Below are 17544 nucleotides of genomic sequence, written 5' to 3'. Positions count from 1 at the left end.
CTGTACTACAGCGTCTGAGTAGCGCATGAAGGCCGGTGCGGCAGCCCGCTGCCGCACCGGGCTCCATCCGCGGCGTCAATCCCGGCCTCTAAGCACCCTCGAAGAGGGTACCACAATCGATCAGCCGACCCCGGCTCCGCGACTACACTCTTAGGTGGATTGTGGAGCGGGAGCGCCCTTCAGGGAGGAGGAGTCGGGGTGGCGGTTTCGATTAGTGTTGTCATTCCATACTTCCAGGAAGATGGCCAATGCCTGGTGCGAGCCCTGGAGTCGGTGGCCGCGCAGCGCGGCCCTTTCCTCAAGCAGGTGATCGTCGTCGATGACGGTTCGCCTTGGGCGGCTGAAGACGTGCTGGCCCAAGGGGGCGTCCCGGTCGGCCTGAATGTCAGGCTGCTAAGGACAACGAATGCCGGGGTGGCTGCCGCACGCAATCGGGGCTTGGATGAGGTGCTGACGGATTGTGACTACGTCGCTTTCCTCGACTCGGATGATGTCTGGACGGAAGATCATCTCGCCCGCGCCGTCGCTTGCCTCGGCCGCGGCTACGATGTGTACTGCGCTAATCTGATTCGGGCCGGGTGGCGAAGGGATTTCTTCGCCCTGTACCGACAGTTCCGTCCTGAGGAGCACCGGCCCGTGCCCGGATGTTCGGATGTTTACGAGGTCAGTGGCGCGGTCTTCGACCGAATCCTGCGCAACAACTTCGTGGGTACCTCGACGGTGGTGTTCCGATGGTCGAAATACTCGGAGTTGCGTTTCGAAGCCGATTTGCGTGTCCACGAGGATTGGGTCTTCTGGCTAAATCTGGCCCGTAGCAGCGATGCCTTCGTTGTTTCTGCACACGTCGAGGCTCGCTACGGGCAGGGGGTGAACCTCTATGCGAGTGCCGTCGGCTGGGACGCACCGCGTGCCATGGAGGTCGCGTTCTGCGGTGTCCTGCTCGAGAAGCGGATCGTCAGCCTGTTTGGATTGTCTGCGGCGCAGCGGGCATGGGTGCGTCGGCGGCTTGCTCGGCGCAGGCTTTATTGCGGGATGTTACTGCTGCGCCGGCTGCGCCAGAGGCAACGGCTCGAGGCGGCACGGCGATGGCTGCGCCGTGACCCCTGGCTGCTGGTCCACCTGCCGATCTCACTGCTGTGGCTGGTGAGGGGGCGACTGGCGGGGCGCGGGGCGTTGTAGTCTCGCCGCGCCAGGGTCAGCGCATCATTGCCAGGCTGCGTCGTAGCCGCTCCAGGCCGCGCATCCACCATCGGACCGCGACAGAGCTCAACTGCAGGGATCCTTCCGGCCAGTGCGTCCAGGCAAGGCTGGGGAAGCGCCACTTGAGGATAGAGCCGTCGATGGAGCGCAAGGCGACCTCAGCCAGGGTGTAGCGGCGTGCTAATGGTTGCGTGGCCGCGTTACCGGCGCGGCCATCTTCAAAGGGCAGCTGTCCCCAATACTTGGCCTCGCAGCGGGTTGGTGTTCGCATCAGCAGGGTGACGGCTCCTAGCACTGCCTTGCGGGCCGAGCCTCGCGGGTCGAAGTGGGGGCCCTGCGCGGGGAGGGTGGCCACGAATTCCAGAAGGCGGTTCTGGAAACCCGCAACGTCCCACTGATGCGCGATCGGTGAGGGCGGATCAAGGTGAACCTGAACGCCGTTTTCCGTGGGGGTATACCCAGAGACCGATCCGTGCGTCGCGGTACAGAAGAGCTGCAGCGCCGTGTTGAGTCCCCGCGGGGGTGGTGGGGTTGCTCCACGCTGGCGATCGTAGAGGAAACACTCCACGCGCTCCAGCCATTCGTGGTCGGGATCGCTGGACGCTTCCAGGCCGGCGACGAAGAAACGGGGCCGGCTCGGGCTGTGTTGCTTGCACAGTGTATCCAGGGCACGCAGCTGGCTGCCGACCCCGCCTAGGTCGACAAAGGCGATGCGGTGGCCATCGAGCACCCCTTGCTCGCGCAGGTAGGCGAGCAGGGCGGCCCGTCGTCGGGTCGCTTGTTCAAGGATCCGCTCGGACCAGGCGGGGTCCTCGGCAAGCTGCCGTACGGTCGCCAGCGTGCGCTCGTCGATCCGCGAGCGCGCGGTGATATTCGGATCGGCGAGGGTTTCGGCGACGGTCCTTGTTTCAGTATCAGGAAGGTTGAGAAGTTCAAGGATATCCCCCAGCGGGCGTCCGATCGCATCCCGAAAGATCCACGCCAGCTCCGCTTCGCCGGTCTGCTCGACGGCAGCGAGATTGGTCGACCGGCGGCTGACTAAGAGGTAGCGAGCTTCCAGGGGTGTGTCCAGGCGCGGATAAAGGGCCTGGGCCATGCGCGCGAGGATCTCTCCGTCCCGAGCCAGGAAGTAGACTCGTTCCAGGCCCAGAGCCTCTGAACGGCGCAGAATCCAGACCAGGTAAGCCGTCAGCAGCGGTGCCGCTACCCCGGTGACCGCGTCGATGGCACCTGGTTGTACGTCCGGCGAATGGTTGCAGCGGATACGCCGGCTCGTGGCCGCAAGAACGGAAGTGAGTCCGTTCGAATCCCAGTGGTGCGCTGCGAGCAAGGATTCGTAGCGGTTGAATCGGCCCCCTCGAAAGTGGAGGGTGCGTAGGCCCTTGCGCCTGGCAACCCGTACGTCGCTGTATGGGTTGTCCCCGACGTGCAGGACTGCGTGGGCGGGCAGCCCTAGCTCCATCAGGACCATGTCGAAGAGCCGCCCGCTGTGCTTGGTCGCACCGTAATGCGAGGAGAGGAAACAGCGTGCCCCTTGCGGGAGCAGACCGTGACCGGCGAGTACGGCGCGAATGAAACTTTCCGGGAGGTAGGTGTCGGAGGTGTAAACCAGTTGCACCCCGCGAAGATGCGCTAGCCGGATCCAAGCGTGGGAGCTGCGCAAGGGGTGCAGAGCAATGCGCTCCAGCGCGAGTTCTTGATCGATTAGCGGGGGGATTTGTTCCTCGGTCAGGCCGAGTTCTCGGCCTAAGGCTGCGTAGATGGTCTCCAAGGTAAAAGTGCGCTCACGGTCCTCGCGCTGCCAGCAGTCTCGTTCGACACTTTGACGCAGGCGAGCGAACACCTCCGGCGTACAGGGGATGAGCCCCTCCTCGGACACTCTTGTCCCCAGAGCCAGATAACCGGACCCCGGAGGACCGTAGGCACGAAACAGCAAGGTGTCGAACAGATCCAGCGACAGTGCCGAGATGCCGCGGGCAGCCTGCTCCATGTCAGCGGGCAGGGCCTCCGCCCGGAAGGGGAAGGTGCCGACGTTGTGGTTTTCCATGGGGAGGGGCACGCTGATCTTCCATCTCCAGTGGTGCTGGGACAGGCGACTCCTGAAAGGAGTCTAGCCGGTATCGCGGCGTGCGCTCCCTGACTTGCCGCGGTACTCATGGTGAATTGACGCCCGGCGGCTCGGTGCATAAAATGCGCGTCACCAGTTGCGGGGTGGAGCAGTCAGGTAGCTCGTCGGGCTCATAACCCGAAGGTCGCAGGTTCAAATCCTGCCCCCGCTACCAGTCAGTCATCATCGAGATGAGCCCCCGCTCAGCGCACACGTGCAGTGTCCGCCGATCGGGGGTTTTTTTCGTTTCAGGGAGTGCATGACCAATGGCGGAAACTGCTGCGAGACGGGGGGCGGTGCCGACTTGGCTGATGGTGGTTGCCTATCTGAGCGCCGTGTTCCTGCCCACGCTGGGGCTATTGCTCGGTATGTATCTGGGCTACCGCCGAGTGCTGCTTCACGCCTTTGTGGTCGTCGGCATCAGCACGATCGTCGGATTCTTCTGGTATCCGATGGTGTTCGGATGATCATTCGGCGGCGGTCAGCCCCCTGTTGCTGACCGCCGCAGGAACAATCCTGGGACCTAGTAGAGCACCAGGTCCTGCCCCCAGCCGCCGAAGACCTCCAGCACATCTTCAAGCTCTTCGTCGATCCGTTCTTCCAGGCCACTGCGGCTACCGAAGGCCTCCAGGACCGAGTCCGGGCAGCTGATGATCTTGTAGGGAAAGCTCCCTTCCCCCGGTCGGCCGAAATAGAGGGAGACCCCCTCCAGCTCCCCGTCGAGGAACTCGATGTAGTCCAGGGTATCCAGCTCGTCGAGGAAGAACCGGTAGCTGTGTTCCGACCAGACCACGTAGCCCCGCTCCCAGTCGTCCTGGGGGGTGGACGGTGGTGCAGCGGCGCCGGCCAGATTGGGGTTCTTCAGCTGGCGCAGATACTGGCGTAAGGCGCGCAGATCGCCGAGCCGGACCTCGCGGTCGCAGGTCTCGCGCAGGGCGCGGAAGTAGCCTGTGGCCGCCTGGTTGATGAGCGCCGCCACGATCAACAGCCGGCGATAATCGGGTACATCGGGGTCGATCACCTCCAGGTCGCCGCGCGCCCCCAGGACATCACCGAAGATCGGGTCCATGAGCTGGTGCAGGGTGTATCCCCAGAGGACGATGGCGCCGATCGTCAGCCCCAGCAGCGCCACTCCCACTGCCTCTTCGCTGGCGTTCATGAAACCTGCGATCTGGGGCTCGTGGCGAGTCGCCAGCACTAGGACGGCGGCAACCCCCAGCGCACCCAGGAACAGCAGGGTGCGCTCCCGGGCCCGCACCCGCATGCGCTCCTGGAACGCCCCCAGCTCTTGCTGCTCGGGGGGATCGCTATCGGCCACGCGGTCGGCGTTGAAGGGGCCTTCCGGGTGCGGGGGGCGATCGTAGCGCTGACGCATGTAGGGCTGCTCCTCCTGCCTGGTCATGTCGGTCGGGGATGGGGCGGCGGCCCCGCCTTATACTATTGCGGCGATCGGGGCGTGGCCATGCGTGAGCCGCGAATCAGGCCGGGATGCGACCAACTGCCGGGTGGGCAGAGCCGGACGGCAAGTCCGCCGGGGGCGGCTATGCTTGTCAGGGTGCGGATCGGACGGGCCGGAGGGAGCAGTCACCCGCTCATGAAGGCGCAGGCAATCTACCGGATCCAATCCGATCCGGCCATCTACCTCTCCATCGGTACCGCCAACTGGCGCTATCTCGATCACAGGGGCACCGATACCGGCTATCTCCTCGCCCATCCGATGTGGTATCTCGGCCTCGGCGGTGTATGGCGTTACTTGCGCGAGGCGCGAGCACTGCGCCGGCGAAACATGGTCCTCATCCTGCTCAATAACTCGTTGCGGGAGCATCGCATCGCACGCCTCTGCGGTCTGCGCTCGCGATTCATCAGCCAGAACATGAACGTCTGCGAGCACGCCTTCCGGATTCGGGATGAGCCCAAGCGGTGGGATGCCGTCTACATTGCTGCGGCGAAACCCTACAAACGCCTGCATTTGGCGGGCCTGGTCGAATCGCTGCAGGTGATTACCTACTTCTGGCCGGATGTTCGCAATGCCGCCGGGAAGTGGGACCTGCACGCCTTCGAGCCTGCCATCCGTCAGGCGGCGTTCAACGAGGACTGGATCAGTGATCCGGAGGAGATCGGTCGAAGAGTCAGCGCGAGCCGCTGCGGGCTGGCCCTGTCCCGCAAGGAGGGTGCGATGCTCGGCATGATGCAGTATCTCTACGCCGGTTTGCCGGTGGTTTCCACCCCTTCGCTGGGCGGGCGGGATGTCTTTCTGGATCCGCGCTACTCGGTAATCGTCAAGCCCACTGCCAAGGCCGTTCGCGACGGCGTGCGCGAGATTCTCAGCCGACGGATACCGCCTGAACAAGTCCGCGCCGCCGCGTTGGCCCGCGTGGATACGGAGCGGCGCAAGCTCTATGCCCTCTGCCGGGAACTGAGCGGCGATCCAGGGGGGCGCTATCCGGACTACGCCAGCTTCCACGGCCACGTCTGGGGCGGTCCGGAGGGGCTGGCCCGGATTCGAATCCATTAACCGGAGGCTGCCAGGATTATGGCCTACCTTGCCATCCAGCCGGGCGGCTCGCGCTGCGGTGCGGATCGTCACCGGCAGAGTGTCGACCAGGATTCCGGCAGGAGGGGGGCGCTCGAAGCGGGGTGGTCCTGGTGCGAGGGGCGTCTGCAGGTGTGGGGGGATCGTCTCGGCATGATCCCGGTGTTTTACGGTTTTCAGGAGGGCGGGGTGATCGTGGCCGACAACCTCGCCGAGCTCTGTCGCCACCGTGCCACCCCCAATCGCCCCAATGACTCGGGCATCGCGGTGTTCCTGCGCCTGGGTTATTTCTGCGCTAACCAGACAGTGGTCGAGGGTGTCTATGTCCTCGGTCCCGGCGAGCGGTGGTCGTGGTCACCGGGTCAACCCCCGGCGGCGGATGGCGCGGTGAGGTACCCGCGCTTCTGCGTTGTCCGCGATGCGGGCGATCGTCTCGAGCGGTTGGCGCAGGCGGCATTTGCCGAGGCCATCACTGCCCGGGCCCCCGATCGAGTCGCGACGTTGCCCCTTTCCGGGGGGCGCGACTCGCGGCATATCCTGCTGGAGCTTCACCGTCAGCGAGTCCCGGTCGAGCGTGTCGTATGCGGCCATCGCCTGTTCAAGAATGAGCTCGGTGTGGCTGCCGGTCTGGCCGCGCGCCTCGGCCTTGCCCTGGAGGAGGCTGGCTGCCTGGATGAACACGAATTGGACGGGGCACTCGAGGCCGAAAAGAATCGACGGACGCACTTTGCGTCGGACGAGCATACTTGGTACTTGGCGGTCGCTGCGCGGCTACGGGGGGCGTATCTCGACGGTCTGGGGGGCGATATGCTTCTCAACGGGCTGCAGTTCAGCGCGAGCCTTGCCGAAGCCCTGCGCCGTGGGGATGTCGATGCGGCTGCGCATCGGTTATTGGCGGCTGGTGGGGACTGGGGGCAGGTGCTGCAGGGGCCCTGGGCGGAGCGCTGGTCCGCGGCGCAGGCTCGGGCAGCAATCCGCGAAGAGCTGGCCCGGCACGTGGACGCTGTCTGCCCGGCACGCTCGTTTCGTTTCTGGAACCGCACCCGCCGGGAGATTGCGCTCATCCCGGTTGCCCTGCGGCCGGTTGGCTCCAGGGTCGGGTTGCCGTTTCTGGATCCGGCGATCCTTGAGCTGGGCCTTGGGAGACCGGAGGGCAGGGCCGAGGACGAAGTTGGGTTGCACGATCGGGTTATCGCCCGGGCCTATCCGGCGCACCGCGGCGTCCCCTATGGGGCATACGGCGTCACAGCCCGGGATCTCAATCGGCGCAGCCGGCGTCGGCTCTACGGCGCGCGGCTGGCTGAGGGTGCCATGCTGGCTCGGGGGGCCCCGCAGTTGAGCCGCGGGGGATATCTCAGAGCCCTGTGGGGTCGGTGGACGGTGCAACCTAGATATCTCTGGTGGCAGCCGGCGATGCAGTGCATCGTGCAGGCGTTCCGCGAGCTGGAGCTGGCAGGTCCAGAGATCGGTGCCAGGCGTGTTCCATCCGCAGGATCGGGTGGGGGCTGTCCGGCTTTGGGCGATGGTCGGGCAGGATGATCGACGCTGTTATTACCTGGGTGGATGGGGACGATCCGGGTCACGCTCATAAACGGGCCGCTTACGCCAAGTTGGCTGAGCCTGGCCGGATGCCCGCCGGTCTGGACGAATCCCGGTTTCGCACCTCCTTCGAGCTTTACTATTGCGTGCACCTGATCCGCAGGCATATGGACTGGATTGATCGTATCCACTTGGTCACGGACGGGCAGCGTCCGGAATGGCTCAGTGACAAGGTGGCCCAGGGGCTCGGCCTAGCCGTCGTGGATCACAGTACGATCTTCCGCGGGTTCGAGGACGTGCTGCCGGTCTTCAATTCGAAGTCTATCGAGGCGGTCCTGCACCGGATACCCGGCCTCGCCCCGGCCTTCCTCTACTTCAACGACGATATCTTTGTCCTGCGTCCCACGCCGCGAGAGGCCTTCTTCACGGCGGCCGGAGCACGCTGGCGCGGGCGGTTCCACTACGGGTTTCGCCTCGAGAACTGGGTGAGTGCGCTGCTGGGCGCGGGCGGGGTGGAGCGTGAGGCGTCTTACCTCAAGCCGGGGCGCGAACGGGAGTTTCTCGGGCGCAAGATCACGTTCCAGTGTGCCCACTCTCCGTATCCGTTCTTCCGGGATGTTCTCGCCGATTGTTTTGCGCAGGAGTCGTCTCTGAGACACCAGATCGCGTATCGGTTCCGCAGTCACGAGCAGATGACCATACCCAATCTGGTAGCTAATGCCGCGTTCATGCGGGGAGCAGCCGTCTGGGGGCGGGACGACTGGGGCTATGTCCACGGTCGGTTCGATGGCGACGACGCTGTCCTGGGCGTTTTGGAGCGGGTACGTTGCAATGCGGGAATCCGTTGCCTCTGTGTCCAGGAGGCGGATCAGATGACGCGCTTATCCCGGCTGCGGGTGGAGCGACTGCTCGCCGATGCCCTGAGCCGGAGTCGCCTGGACGCGGTTCAGTGATTCGAGGAATCGCTCGACAATGTGTTTCGGTTGGATCTCGGCGCGCTCGGCATAAGCGAGCGATCGCGCGGCGATCTGCGCGTAGGCGGTTGGGTCTGACCAGAGTTGATCGAGGGCGGTCAGCCAGTGCTCGATCGGCGCATCCGGGGGCAGGAGCAGCCCACCCGGGCCCACGGATTCGGGCAGACCGCCCGAAAGACTGGCCAGGACCGGGATGCCGCTGAGATGGGCTTCTGTCGCCATTCGTCCCCAAGTCTCGATCCACTGGCTCGGGGCGCAAATGAGTCGGGATCTGCGGTAAAGCGGTCGGGGATCGCGGGTGGTGGCGAAGGTTCGCACGTTGCTGAGCCGCCGGGTGCGGGCGCGGAAGTCGGCACGTTGTCGCCTGTCTAGCCCCCAGGTGTCGACGATCCAGAACGGGACTTTCGGGCGTTGTTGTGCCAGTTTGAGGGTGATGTCGATTCCCTTCCTGGGGGAAGGGTTCAGGTGCAAGACGACCTCACGGGTGGAATGGACACGGTAGCGCTCCGGGTGAACCAGGGGCCGAATCACTTCGCTGAGAAGGTTGTTGCGTTCCCGGAAAAACGACTGGGTAAAAAGAGAGTTGGAGATGTATAGCAGGCGAGGGTGGATGAACGGATCAATGGCGAATGTGTCCTGCGTGGTGTCGTGCAGATAGGCAACGCAGGGGAGACCAGCCTCGATCAGGGCCCTTGCTGTCCGGCTCGTCTGACCAACCTCGGCGACGGCGACTTCGGGCTGGAAGCGCTCGATGGCTTCCGGGATACCGTTTATGGGATCGTAACCGCGATAGGTGGCATAGCCGAGACGGTGGTCTTCGATAAACGGTTTTTCCCCCGCCAGAGCAGCTTGAATGCGCGTGCGCCAGAACAGCGGTCCCCGGGGCTTAAGGGCGCATAGCACCGCCGTCTCATGACCGCGTTCCTGTAGGGCGTGTGCCATTTCATCGATACAGCTATTCGCCCCGCTTGCGCGTTGGGGGATGTGGCTGAGGGTCGAAACAAAGAGGATTCTCATGATCAAGCAGACATCTGCGGAGCTGCCAGGACGCAGACTGGTGAAGGCCGGCCCGCGCGGGTGACATGGAGGCCCGGGCTTGGGCCACCGATCAGCACTTCCATGCTCGGTAAGGATAGGATCGCCATGCTGCCGATCGGCCGTGCGCCCAGCCGTTCGTGGGCCCTTAACGAGACGAGGTTGGTGGCGGCAACACGGCCGACTGTCCAGGTGACACCCTGTTGCCTCAAGCGCTCGTGGGCTGCGCTCCAGACCGCGGCGAAGGCCCGCGATCCCCGGAAGCGCGGCGGGATCACGATATCGAGATCGAGTGCCGTACAACCGCTGGGGGAAGGGGTCAGCGTGCAGCGATGGACGTTTTCCGCATAGGGACCGAGGGAGTACCAGATAAAGCCGCACGGCAGACCGTCACGGAAGGCGCCCAGACAGATTGCGCCGGCCCGGGCCCGGGCGAGAATCTCGGCCTCCGGGCGCCCACTGTACTCGAAGGCCGGATCACCGGGCTGGAGGGGGCGGACTGTGTACCCGTGGAGGTGGGCTGCCGGGAGCAGCGGTTCTGGTGCCACCGGTTGTGCGAACAAGATATAGCGCGTTGCCGATACCGGCAGCCGGAGACGACGCGCCATCCCATCGAGCAGCACGGCCGCGGTCGTGGCCAGACCGAGCTGCCGCAGGTCATGGGCGAGGCGCCGGAGTCTCGGGGGGAGGCGGGAAACCACGCTGATGGATGCTCCGCGCTGAGGGATGGGCGGCCTGCAGGGGCCGAATGGTTTCTTGAACTCTAGCGCAAACGTTTTCGTTCGCCCGGGGCATGAGTTTCAAGGCTGCGGACGGTGAACCACCGGCAATCATCGTCACCGCTGCTACTATCCATTGAGACGGCGCAGCGAACCGACGGGTTTGCCGGCAAACCTGGGAGAGGGGCGATGATGTCGAGCCTTGAGACGGTCAACCGCATCCTGGATAGCAGCCTGAGCTTGGGAGGGCGCGGACTTGAGTTCGATCGCCAGACGCCCCTGCTCGGTGCCCTGGCCGAACTCGATTCCATGGCGGTCGTTACGGTACTGACAGCGATGGAAGACCGATTCGGCGTGGTGATTGAGGATGACGAGATCAGCGCCGAGACTTTCACTACGGTGGGCAGTCTTGTCGACTTCATCGATAGCAAGCTTGCGGCCGCCTAAGCCCTGGCTGGAGGCGGGGCTTCGGGCCGGCTGCGCGGGTCCCGTCTTCGAGTTGTTGTTTCGTCCGGCTTCCGGATGTCCGCGCGGAGCGGTGCTCTACTGCCACCCCTTCGCCGAGGAGCTCAACAAGGCCCGCCGCATGGCGGCGATGCAGGCACGTGCGTTGGCAGCCGACGGCTGGGCGGTTCTGCTCCTCGATCACTACGGCTGCGGTGATAGCGGCGGTGACTTCGCCGATGCCCGCTGGGAGATCTGGCTGGCCGATCTGGCCGAAAGTTGGCGTGCGCTGAAGCAGCGCTTTCCGGGAGAGTCAGTCGGCTGGGGATTGCGAAGCGGCTGTTTGCTACTCACGGAGATGTTCCACCGGCAGGGCGTTGATGCCCCTGCGGTGCTCTGGCAACCGGTGCTCCGCGGCGATGTCTTTTTGACCCAGTTCCTGCGCATGCGGGTTGCGGTCGAACGCCTCGACGGTGGCGCTGAGACGACAAGCGGGCTTCGCGACCGGATGGCCTCTGGTGAATCGATCGAGGTCGCCGGCTATACCCTGGCGCCGGCCCTCGCCGTCGCCCTGGATCGGGCTAGGCTGCTGCGTACCCACGGATCGGTTTTGTGGCTGGAAGTGGGGGATGCGGCCTGCGGGGTCGCCCCGGCCACTCGGCGCCTGGCAGAGGAGTGGCAGGGTCAGGGCACGATTGTCGAGACCTTGGTGATCGACGGAGAGCCGTTCTGGAGCACCCAGGAGATCGCCGAAGTGCCGGCACTTGTGCATGCGACTCGCCAGTGGCTGGCACAACGGTGAGGGTTTAAACGTGGATGAGCGTGCCGTTGTCTTTCAGGTCCACGGACAGTCCCTGCTCGGTATCTGCCATCGAGCCGAGGGGCGCCGAGGTGTGTTGATGGTGGTCGGAGGGCCGCAGTACCGGGTGGGTAGTCACCGGCAATTCGTCTTGCTGGCACGTGGGTTGGCTGCCCAGGGGGTCCCCGTATTCCGGTTCGATTACCGTGGCATGGGGGATGCCGAGGGCGAGTCGCCGGGGTTCGAGGCGGTTGAGGCTGACATTCGCATAGCAGTTGACCGCTTTCAGCATCAGGTGCCGCAACTTGAGGAGGTGGTGCTGTGGGGGTTGTGCGATGCGGCTTCCGCAGGTCTGCTCTATGCTTGGCAAGATCCCAGGGTTGTCGGGTTGGTGCTGCTGAACCCATGGGTGCGCACGGAGGCCGGGTTGGCACGGGCGTATCTGCGACACTACTACCTGCGCCGTCTGGCCAGTCCCGGTTTCTGGAAGGACCTAGGGCAGCGTCGCGTGAAGCCACTCCGCGCGTTCTCCGGTTTGCTGCGCACGTTGGTAGCGGGATCCCGAACCGGTCGCCATGAGCCGGCCGAAGGCTTGGACGCAGCCAAGTTGCCCCTGCCCGTGCGCATGGCGGATGGCTGGCGGCGCTTCCGCGGTCCGGTGCTGCTCATCCTCAGTGGCAATGACTTGACCGCTGCCGAATTCCGGGATGTTGTTGCCACCACCCGTGCCTGGCGGGGGCTGCTGCGGCAGGACCGCGTCGAGGTACGCGAGCTTCGTGAGGCCAACCACACGTTCTCTCGTGGCGTCTGGCGGGATCAAGTTGCACGCTGGACCGGGGATTGGGTGGCTGCTCTGCCTGCGCGCGAGCGGGCAGCGTGAGCGCTGGTCCGGCAGCACTGGTCCTGGGTGGGTTTCCGCGTATTACGGTGCCGGTCGCCCGCAGCCTCGCAGCTCGGGGTATCCCGGTATACGCAGGCGGGTTCTTCAGCGCGCCACGGGTGCCTCGCAGCCGTTCCCTCCGGGGGTACATCGAGCTGCCCGGCCCGGGGCAATCGTCCTTGGAAGCGTTCCCGGCGGCCCTTTTGGCGGTCATTGAGCAGCGGGGCATCGATACCGTGATCCCGGTGGGCGATGGGGAGCTGACGGCCCTGAGCGGTTGCGAGGATCGGTTGGCATCCCGGGTCCACCGCATGTATCCCTCGGCCGCTCTTGCGGCCCGGGTGCTTGATAAGGGCGCCACCCTGACGGTCGCTCGGTCGCTCGGGGTGCCGATCCCCGAGAGTATCTGCGTGGGCAGTGCGGAAGACTTCCGGCGGCAAGGTGGGGCGATGCGCTTCCCCGTCTTCGTGAAGCCGCGCGACCGGGGGCGGCCGAACCCAGCAAGGATGCGCTACTTTGACGGTCCTGAGCCGTTGTTCGCCTTCCTGGATGCACATCGGGGGGCGGGGTGCGAGTGGCTGGTGCAGCGTTTTGTGCCCGGGGAGGGGGTGGGGGTCGAAGTGTTGATGGACGCGGATCGGCCGTTGGCGATTTTCCAGCACCGCCGTCTCAAGGAACTGCCGCCGGGGGGTGGTGTCGCCGTTCGTAGTGTGAGCGAGGCACCGGATCCGGTTCTGGTGGAACGCGCTGTGGCACTGCTCCGGGCACTGTCTTGGGAGGGGTTGGCGATGGTGGAGTTCCGTCGTGATCCGGCGACTGGCCATAGCGTCCTGATGGAGATCAATGGCCGCTGCTGGGGGTCGATGGCCCTGCCCATCGCTTGCGGCGTGGATTTTCCCTATTACGCCTGGCAACGGCTTCATGGGCAGGAACCGGATCCGCCGGCGACATACCCAATCGGGCGGCGGATGCGCTGGCTTGGCGGTGAGCTACAGCGTTTGCCGGCTGTGCTTCGGGAAAGCCTGGACGGCGAGCGGGGGGGTGGGGGGCTTGCCCGTGACCTGGGTGTTGCCGTGCTGGATTCGGTCAATGGCACCCGCGACGCGCTTTGGGCCTGGGGCGATCCGTGGCCGGCACTGCAGGACACCGGCCAAGCCGTCGGTCTTCTGGTCCATCAGTTATGCGGCCGCCTGGTCCGTTCGCCTCGCTCGTAAACCATGTCTCAGGCGACGCCCGAGTTGCCAGGCGTGGCGAAGTGCGGCGTGACGATAGAAGTTCAGGTGTTGGATGGCGCGGCTGTCGGTGCCCCACTCCATCTGGTCGGCATTCGCGTTGGTGTAGAACTCGATCCGCTGCAGTCCGTCCTGTCGGAACAGATCCTCCAGTGTCTCTGCCAGCATCAGTCGGCCGATGGCCAGACGCGCCAGGGATTCGTCGTACGCCGTCTTGAGCAGCATGGCCTGGTGCCCTCGGAAAGCCACCAGCCAGGTGGCTACGGTCTGGCCCCGGGTTTGTAGCCGGTAGGCGCAAGCGCGGCCGCGGGCGGCTTCTGCGCAGAGGTAGTCGCGGTAGAAGCGACCCTGGTCGTTATCGGGGTGGAGTGCAGTTCCTTGCCGGCCCTTCCAGCCAGCGCTCTCCAGCAGGCCGTGGATGTTGACAGCGTCGGCCACGGCAGCAGGGGTATCGTCACGCCGCAGGTGCAGCACCAGCCCAGCCTCGGCAACGCGACGCTGATACCGACGGAGGTTGGAGCGGAGTTTGCGTGGGCGCTGCTCAAGATACTCCTCGTAGCGTCTCCCGCGGACGGTGATCCCGACCGTGTTCACGTAGGGGACCACTTCGGCCTGTGGGCTGTCCATGCCGAGCGGAAAATACCACGGGTCAAGCTGGGTGAGATCCAGCTGTGCCCCCGCGCCGGGGAGGCTTCGGAGCAGGCTGTTCAAGGCCTCGGCTGGCGATTCCAGACCCGGGTCGAGTAGGATCGGGCCGAGGGGTAGCTGGCTCGGGTGGAACAATCCCCAGCGTAGACGGCTCAGCGGGGTCACCAGCGCGTGTCCCCGACAGTCTCCGCGGTCGTTTTCCAGCGTAGCCAGGTGAACGGTCTTGCGACCGAAGTGGCGCAAGGCAGCCTCCAGCAGAGGGCTGGCCAGCAGGGGGTGGTCCCGGCATGCGGCGCGGTTGAGCGTATCCCAGCTGGCAGGTAAAGGGGCGTCAGCGGGTTGGCGCTGTACGCGCCAGCTTGTCTTTTCGGGCATGGTCGTGGGCCTCGTGGCCGGGGGCTTTATCGGGGCGGGGGCGGGCTGCCGCCCCCAAGGCGGACCGGACGGTCTGCATAAGCCGTTCGAGTTCGGGGCTCTGCAGGGACTGGTGGCAGGGGAGCTGCAGAACGCTGGCCGAGAGCCGCTCGGCGTGGCGGCAGGTGCGTGGCGGGGTGCCGGACCAGCGCTCTCCGCCGAAGCGGATGACCGGGATGCCGGCGGCGGCCAGGGCCCCGGCCAGTTCGGCAGGTTTCTCCGTCACGAGGGGAAAGACCTGCGGGATGGTGTTCGCCGGAAGGTCCGGGTACAGGGCGTGCGCCCCCGGTAGATCGGACCAGGCCCGGGCCAGACGCAGGTAATGGGCACGTCGTTGCGCCCCGACCCGGAAGCGATTGGTATGCCGAATGATCCAAGTGGCTGCATAGCTCAGGCGCAGCGGCGCGGTCTCCCCGCCGGAGAGCTCTTCCGGTCCAGTCGGGGGGCGTCCAGGCCCGGCCATGGAGGCCCGGTATAACCGACGCCGGCTGCGGTAGTGCAGGGGCGCCAGTAGGGGGCGCAACTTGGCCAGACGGTCGTGTTCGGTGCTTCGCTCCAGCGTGTTGAGGAGGTCTCGGAGTTCGCCGCGTATTCCGCCCCATGGTGGCTTAGGGATCGCCGGGAGCGCGGTGTTGTTCCGGGCTACACATCCGCCGAGGCGTACGGGCAGAAACTTCCATGGGCTTGCTATGGCGTAGTCCCCGAAACTGCCCAGCGCACCCGTTTCGATGCTTCCGAACAGCGCGTGAGCGCAATCTTCGACCAGCACTGTGCCCGCCTGCTTGGTAAGCGGGACAATCTGATCCATTGGTTGCGGAAAGCCGAAGTAGTGCGAGACTAGGACAGCGCGTGGCCGGGCTTGGAGGCGCCGGTACATGTCATCTAGATCCGCGGTACCGTCTGCCAGGACGCGGAAGAAGCTTACCCGAGCGCCTGCCTGCAGCACCGGCGTTACCATGGACGTACAGTGGTAAGCAGGCAGGAGGATGTGCTCACCGGCGCGCAGGTTCAGTGCGCGGAGGATCAGGGTGATCCCCTGCCGGGCCCGTTCGGTGAAAACGAGTTCGGGACGGTCGAGCACCGAGGCCGGCATTGGGCCCGGCCACCGGGCCAGGCTGTTGCTGTCGAGGACAGCGTACCGAGGGATGCGATCCGTCACGACGGCCTCTTCACGGGCCCGGCAAGCGGGCCAGTACCCCGTCGACGGCACCGACTACTGCCTGCAGGGCGGCATCGCGCTCGGTCCCGGAGGTGCAGTGATAGGGGTCGTGGATACGTGGCCAGCGGCTTCCCGGTGACAGACCCTGGGTAAAGGCGCCGAGCAGATAGAGTCGCTCCCTGGCCTGTGGATAGAGCCCGAGCAGGCGCGCGCGGTTGTAGTCGTCCATCGCCAGGATCCATGCGGCGTCGTCGATCATTTCGGGGCGCAGTTGACGTGCCCCATGCTGCTCCAGAGAGAGCCCCATTGCCTTGGCGAACGAACGGGCGCGCGGATCGGCGGGCTTGCCGTCACGGGCACGCAGACCCGCTGAAAGAACCCGCCGCTGCCACGGTTCCGCAAGTTGACGGCGCATGAGCGCCTCGGCCAAGGCGCTGCGGAAAATGTTGCCGTCGCAGAGCAGCAGGATCGTCCCGTGTTGCGGCGGGGAGTGGGGCAGGTCCCTGACCCGCTCGCGGGCGAAGCGGCAGCGGGCATAACGCAGGGGGCCGCCCGGGCCCAGGTCGGCGATCTCCAGCAGAGGCCGGGCGAGACGCCAGGGGAGCAAATGCCGGATGCCCTGGCGAATCACGCGAATCAGGCGCGAGCGTGGCCGGGTGATGGTTCTTGACAGGCTCATGAGTGGGATCGTCCGGTCACTGAGGGGGGGCGCCGTGCGGACCGCCACGGTGCGAGCAGCCGGCGTCCCAAGCGCTCAGCGGCGAAGCGCAGCCGAGGACGCTGGACCAGCAGCCAGACCATCTCCCCGCAATCGCTGGCCAGGCTGCGCTTGTACTGGCTGTCGCCCATCAATAGGTCGTAGCGGCGCGTGCCGGCGGCGATTCCGTGCTCGATAGCCAGGGCATGGCAGATCAGGCCAGGCCTGTAGCGATTCCCGGTCCGGTAGGCAAAACCGTTCTGGTAGTTGTACACGACGCTGCCACTGCGCAGGTTATAGAGATAACCGACCGTTGCCTCAGCGGTTTGGATGCGCATGAACTCCACTAGGCCAGTTCCTGCGGCGCGCTCCAAAAGGACGCGGTGGAAGTTGGTTACCCGCGCAGCCGAGAAAGCCCCGGGGTGGCCGCGTCGATGCCACTGGGCCTTGTGCAGACGGCACAAGTCCCGGAACCAGGTCCGATGCTGCTCGGGGGAGCTTGCTATGGAGGTCTCGAGTGCGCCGCGGCCGCCGTAGGCACGCATTGACCGCCGGAGCTGCTGCCGGGTGTTGCGGCTCCGGCTAGCCAGGTAATCGTCCAGGTCCGTGTAAGCCGACAAATCCACATAGTAGTAGGGAGTGCGGCCGGCCTCGTGCATTCGAACCGGGAGATCATTCAAGTGCCTAGGAAGCCGTTCGGCCAGATGGGCGTCCATCCAGCCGAGCGAGAACTCATCCCAGTCGCGCCGGTCTTCCAGCAAGTGGACAATCAGTCGTCGCAGGGCCTGAAGCTCACCGCCCGCTGGGCATAGCGGAGCGTTGTGCTCAGGCAGCAGTTGGCACAATTGCGGATCGCCGCTTTCGTTCAACCATAGCGTTCGGGCCCGGAATAGGCTGCGCCGCCGCCCGGGCCCCTTGCCGAGCATGGCCATCGTCGGCTGACCGCCTTCCAGGGTGAGCCAGGTCGGCAGGGTCTCTACCGGGCTTGTCTCGGCCAGGGCCTGTTGCCAAACAGGGTCGAGAAAGGGTGAGCAGCCCGAACGGTTGGCCAGCGCGGCCCAGTCGTCCGCCACGGCCGCCCAGCCTCCTTCGGTGGACGTCGGGCTAGTGTCCACAGATTTCGCTGCCAGTGCCTTCAAGCCCTTCCCCCGACCTGTTCACCCC

General features: G+C 65.5%; 16 protein-coding genes and 1 tRNA gene. 10 read left to right on the top strand and 7 right to left on the bottom strand.

From position 1 onward, the window contains the following. Nucleotides 1–198: 198 nt before the first annotated feature. On the top strand, nt 199–1179 hold the full coding sequence (locus LRG07_RS02225; RefSeq protein WP_238641673.1) for a glycosyltransferase family 2 protein: 981 nt from the start codon (nt 199–201) through the stop codon (nt 1177–1179). Nucleotides 1180–1195: 16 nt separating this feature from the next. Here LRG07_RS02225 and LRG07_RS02220 read toward each other — a convergent pair whose 3' ends face one another. Beyond that, on the bottom strand, nt 1196–3247 hold the full coding sequence (locus LRG07_RS02220) for an HAD hydrolase-like protein (protein ID WP_238641672.1): 2052 nt from the start codon (nt 3245–3247) through the stop codon (nt 1196–1198). A 158-nt stretch (nt 3248–3405) separates the two neighbouring features. Here LRG07_RS02220 and LRG07_RS02215 point away from each other — a divergent pair. Next, nucleotides 3406–3482, top strand: a tRNA-Met gene (locus LRG07_RS02215). A 91-nt stretch (nt 3483–3573) separates the two neighbouring features. Further along, on the top strand, nt 3574–3774 hold the full coding sequence (locus tag LRG07_RS02210) for a hypothetical protein (protein WP_201242216.1): 201 nt from the start codon (nt 3574–3576) through the stop codon (nt 3772–3774). Nucleotides 3775–3830: 56 nt separating this feature from the next. Here the strand turns inward: LRG07_RS02210 and LRG07_RS02205 are convergent, their stop codons facing one another. Then, on the bottom strand, nt 3831–4682 hold the full coding sequence (locus tag LRG07_RS02205) for a hypothetical protein (RefSeq protein ID WP_201242217.1): 852 nt from the start codon (nt 4680–4682) through the stop codon (nt 3831–3833). A 219-nt stretch (nt 4683–4901) separates the two neighbouring features. On the opposite strand from LRG07_RS02205, the gene LRG07_RS02200 reads away from it, so the two are divergent. From LRG07_RS02200 to LRG07_RS02190, 3 genes are read left to right on the top strand one after another with little or no spacing between them, the layout of a single operon-like run. Further along, entirely contained in the window at nt 4902–5822 is a 921-nt protein-coding gene (locus tag LRG07_RS02200) for a hypothetical protein (protein ID WP_201242218.1), read from the top strand. Nucleotides 5823–5840: 18 nt separating this feature from the next. After that, complete coding sequence (locus LRG07_RS02195) at nt 5841–7379, top strand: hypothetical protein (protein ID WP_238641671.1); 1539 nt, start codon at nt 5841–5843, stop codon at nt 7377–7379. Next, nucleotides 7376–8332 (top strand): Stealth CR1 domain-containing protein, encoded by a 957-nt coding sequence (locus LRG07_RS02190; protein WP_238641670.1) that lies wholly within the window; start codon nt 7376–7378, stop codon nt 8330–8332. The genes LRG07_RS02195 and LRG07_RS02190 overlap by 4 nt, the downstream gene beginning before the upstream one ends. Here the strand turns inward: LRG07_RS02190 and LRG07_RS02185 are convergent. Further along, entirely contained in the window at nt 8261–9370 is a 1110-nt protein-coding gene (locus LRG07_RS02185) for a glycosyltransferase (protein ID WP_238633021.1), read from the bottom strand. The genes LRG07_RS02190 and LRG07_RS02185 overlap by 72 nt on opposite strands. A 929-nt stretch (nt 9371–10299) precedes the next feature. Between LRG07_RS02185 and LRG07_RS02180 the strand changes: the two genes are divergently transcribed. The 4 genes from LRG07_RS02180 to LRG07_RS02165 all read left to right on the top strand — a co-directional run bounded on the left by LRG07_RS02180 (nt 10300) and on the right by LRG07_RS02165 (nt 13444). Then, nucleotides 10300–10554, top strand: coding sequence for a phosphopantetheine-binding protein (locus tag LRG07_RS02180; RefSeq protein WP_201242228.1), 255 nt, complete (start codon nt 10300–10302; stop codon nt 10552–10554). Nucleotides 10555–10561: 7 nt separating this feature from the next. Further along, on the top strand, nt 10562–11353 hold the full coding sequence (locus tag LRG07_RS02175; RefSeq protein ID WP_238641677.1) for a hydrolase 2, exosortase A system-associated: 792 nt from the start codon (nt 10562–10564) through the stop codon (nt 11351–11353). A gap of 10 nt (nt 11354–11363) precedes the next feature. Continuing rightward, a complete protein-coding gene (locus LRG07_RS02170) occupies nt 11364–12230 on the top strand; it encodes a hydrolase 1, exosortase A system-associated (protein WP_201242222.1) in 867 nt (288 codons plus the stop codon). Between the two features lie 179 nt (nt 12231–12409). Next, nucleotides 12410–13444 (top strand): ATP-grasp domain-containing protein, encoded by a 1035-nt coding sequence (locus LRG07_RS02165; RefSeq protein ID WP_238632935.1) that lies wholly within the window; start codon nt 12410–12412, stop codon nt 13442–13444. On the opposite strand, the gene LRG07_RS02160 is transcribed toward LRG07_RS02165, so the two are convergent. From LRG07_RS02160 to LRG07_RS14010, 4 genes are all read right to left on the bottom strand, one after another. Further along, nucleotides 13409–14353 carry a GNAT family N-acetyltransferase gene (locus LRG07_RS02160; RefSeq protein WP_238641669.1) on the bottom strand — a complete coding sequence of 315 codons (945 nt, stop codon included), beginning with the start codon at nt 14351–14353 and terminating at the stop codon, nt 13409–13411. The two genes, LRG07_RS02165 and LRG07_RS02160, sit on opposite strands and share 36 nt — an antisense overlap. An 88-nt stretch (nt 14354–14441) precedes the next feature. Further along, nucleotides 14442–15683: an aminotransferase class V-fold PLP-dependent enzyme gene (locus LRG07_RS02155; protein ID WP_238641668.1), complete on the bottom strand. Its 1242-nt coding sequence runs from the start codon at nt 15681–15683 to the stop codon at nt 14442–14444. 10 nt (nt 15684–15693) lie between these two features. Then, the gene (locus LRG07_RS02150) at nt 15694–16362 is read right to left on the bottom strand and encodes a hypothetical protein (protein WP_201241990.1); all 669 of its coding nucleotides are present in this window, start codon (nt 16360–16362) and stop codon (nt 15694–15696) included. Next, a complete protein-coding gene (locus LRG07_RS14010; RefSeq protein ID WP_238641667.1) occupies nt 16359–17453 on the bottom strand; it encodes a GNAT family N-acetyltransferase in 1095 nt (364 codons plus the stop codon). Before LRG07_RS14010 ends, LRG07_RS02150 begins: the two co-directional genes overlap by 4 nt. Nucleotides 17454–17544: the final 91 nt, after the last annotated feature.

This window comes from Halorhodospira sp. 9622, from assembly GCF_022228025.1.
Classification (GTDB): Bacteria; Pseudomonadota; Gammaproteobacteria; order Nitrococcales; family Halorhodospiraceae; genus Halorhodospira; species Halorhodospira halophila_A.
This window is presented reverse-complemented; position numbering and strand designations above follow the sequence as displayed.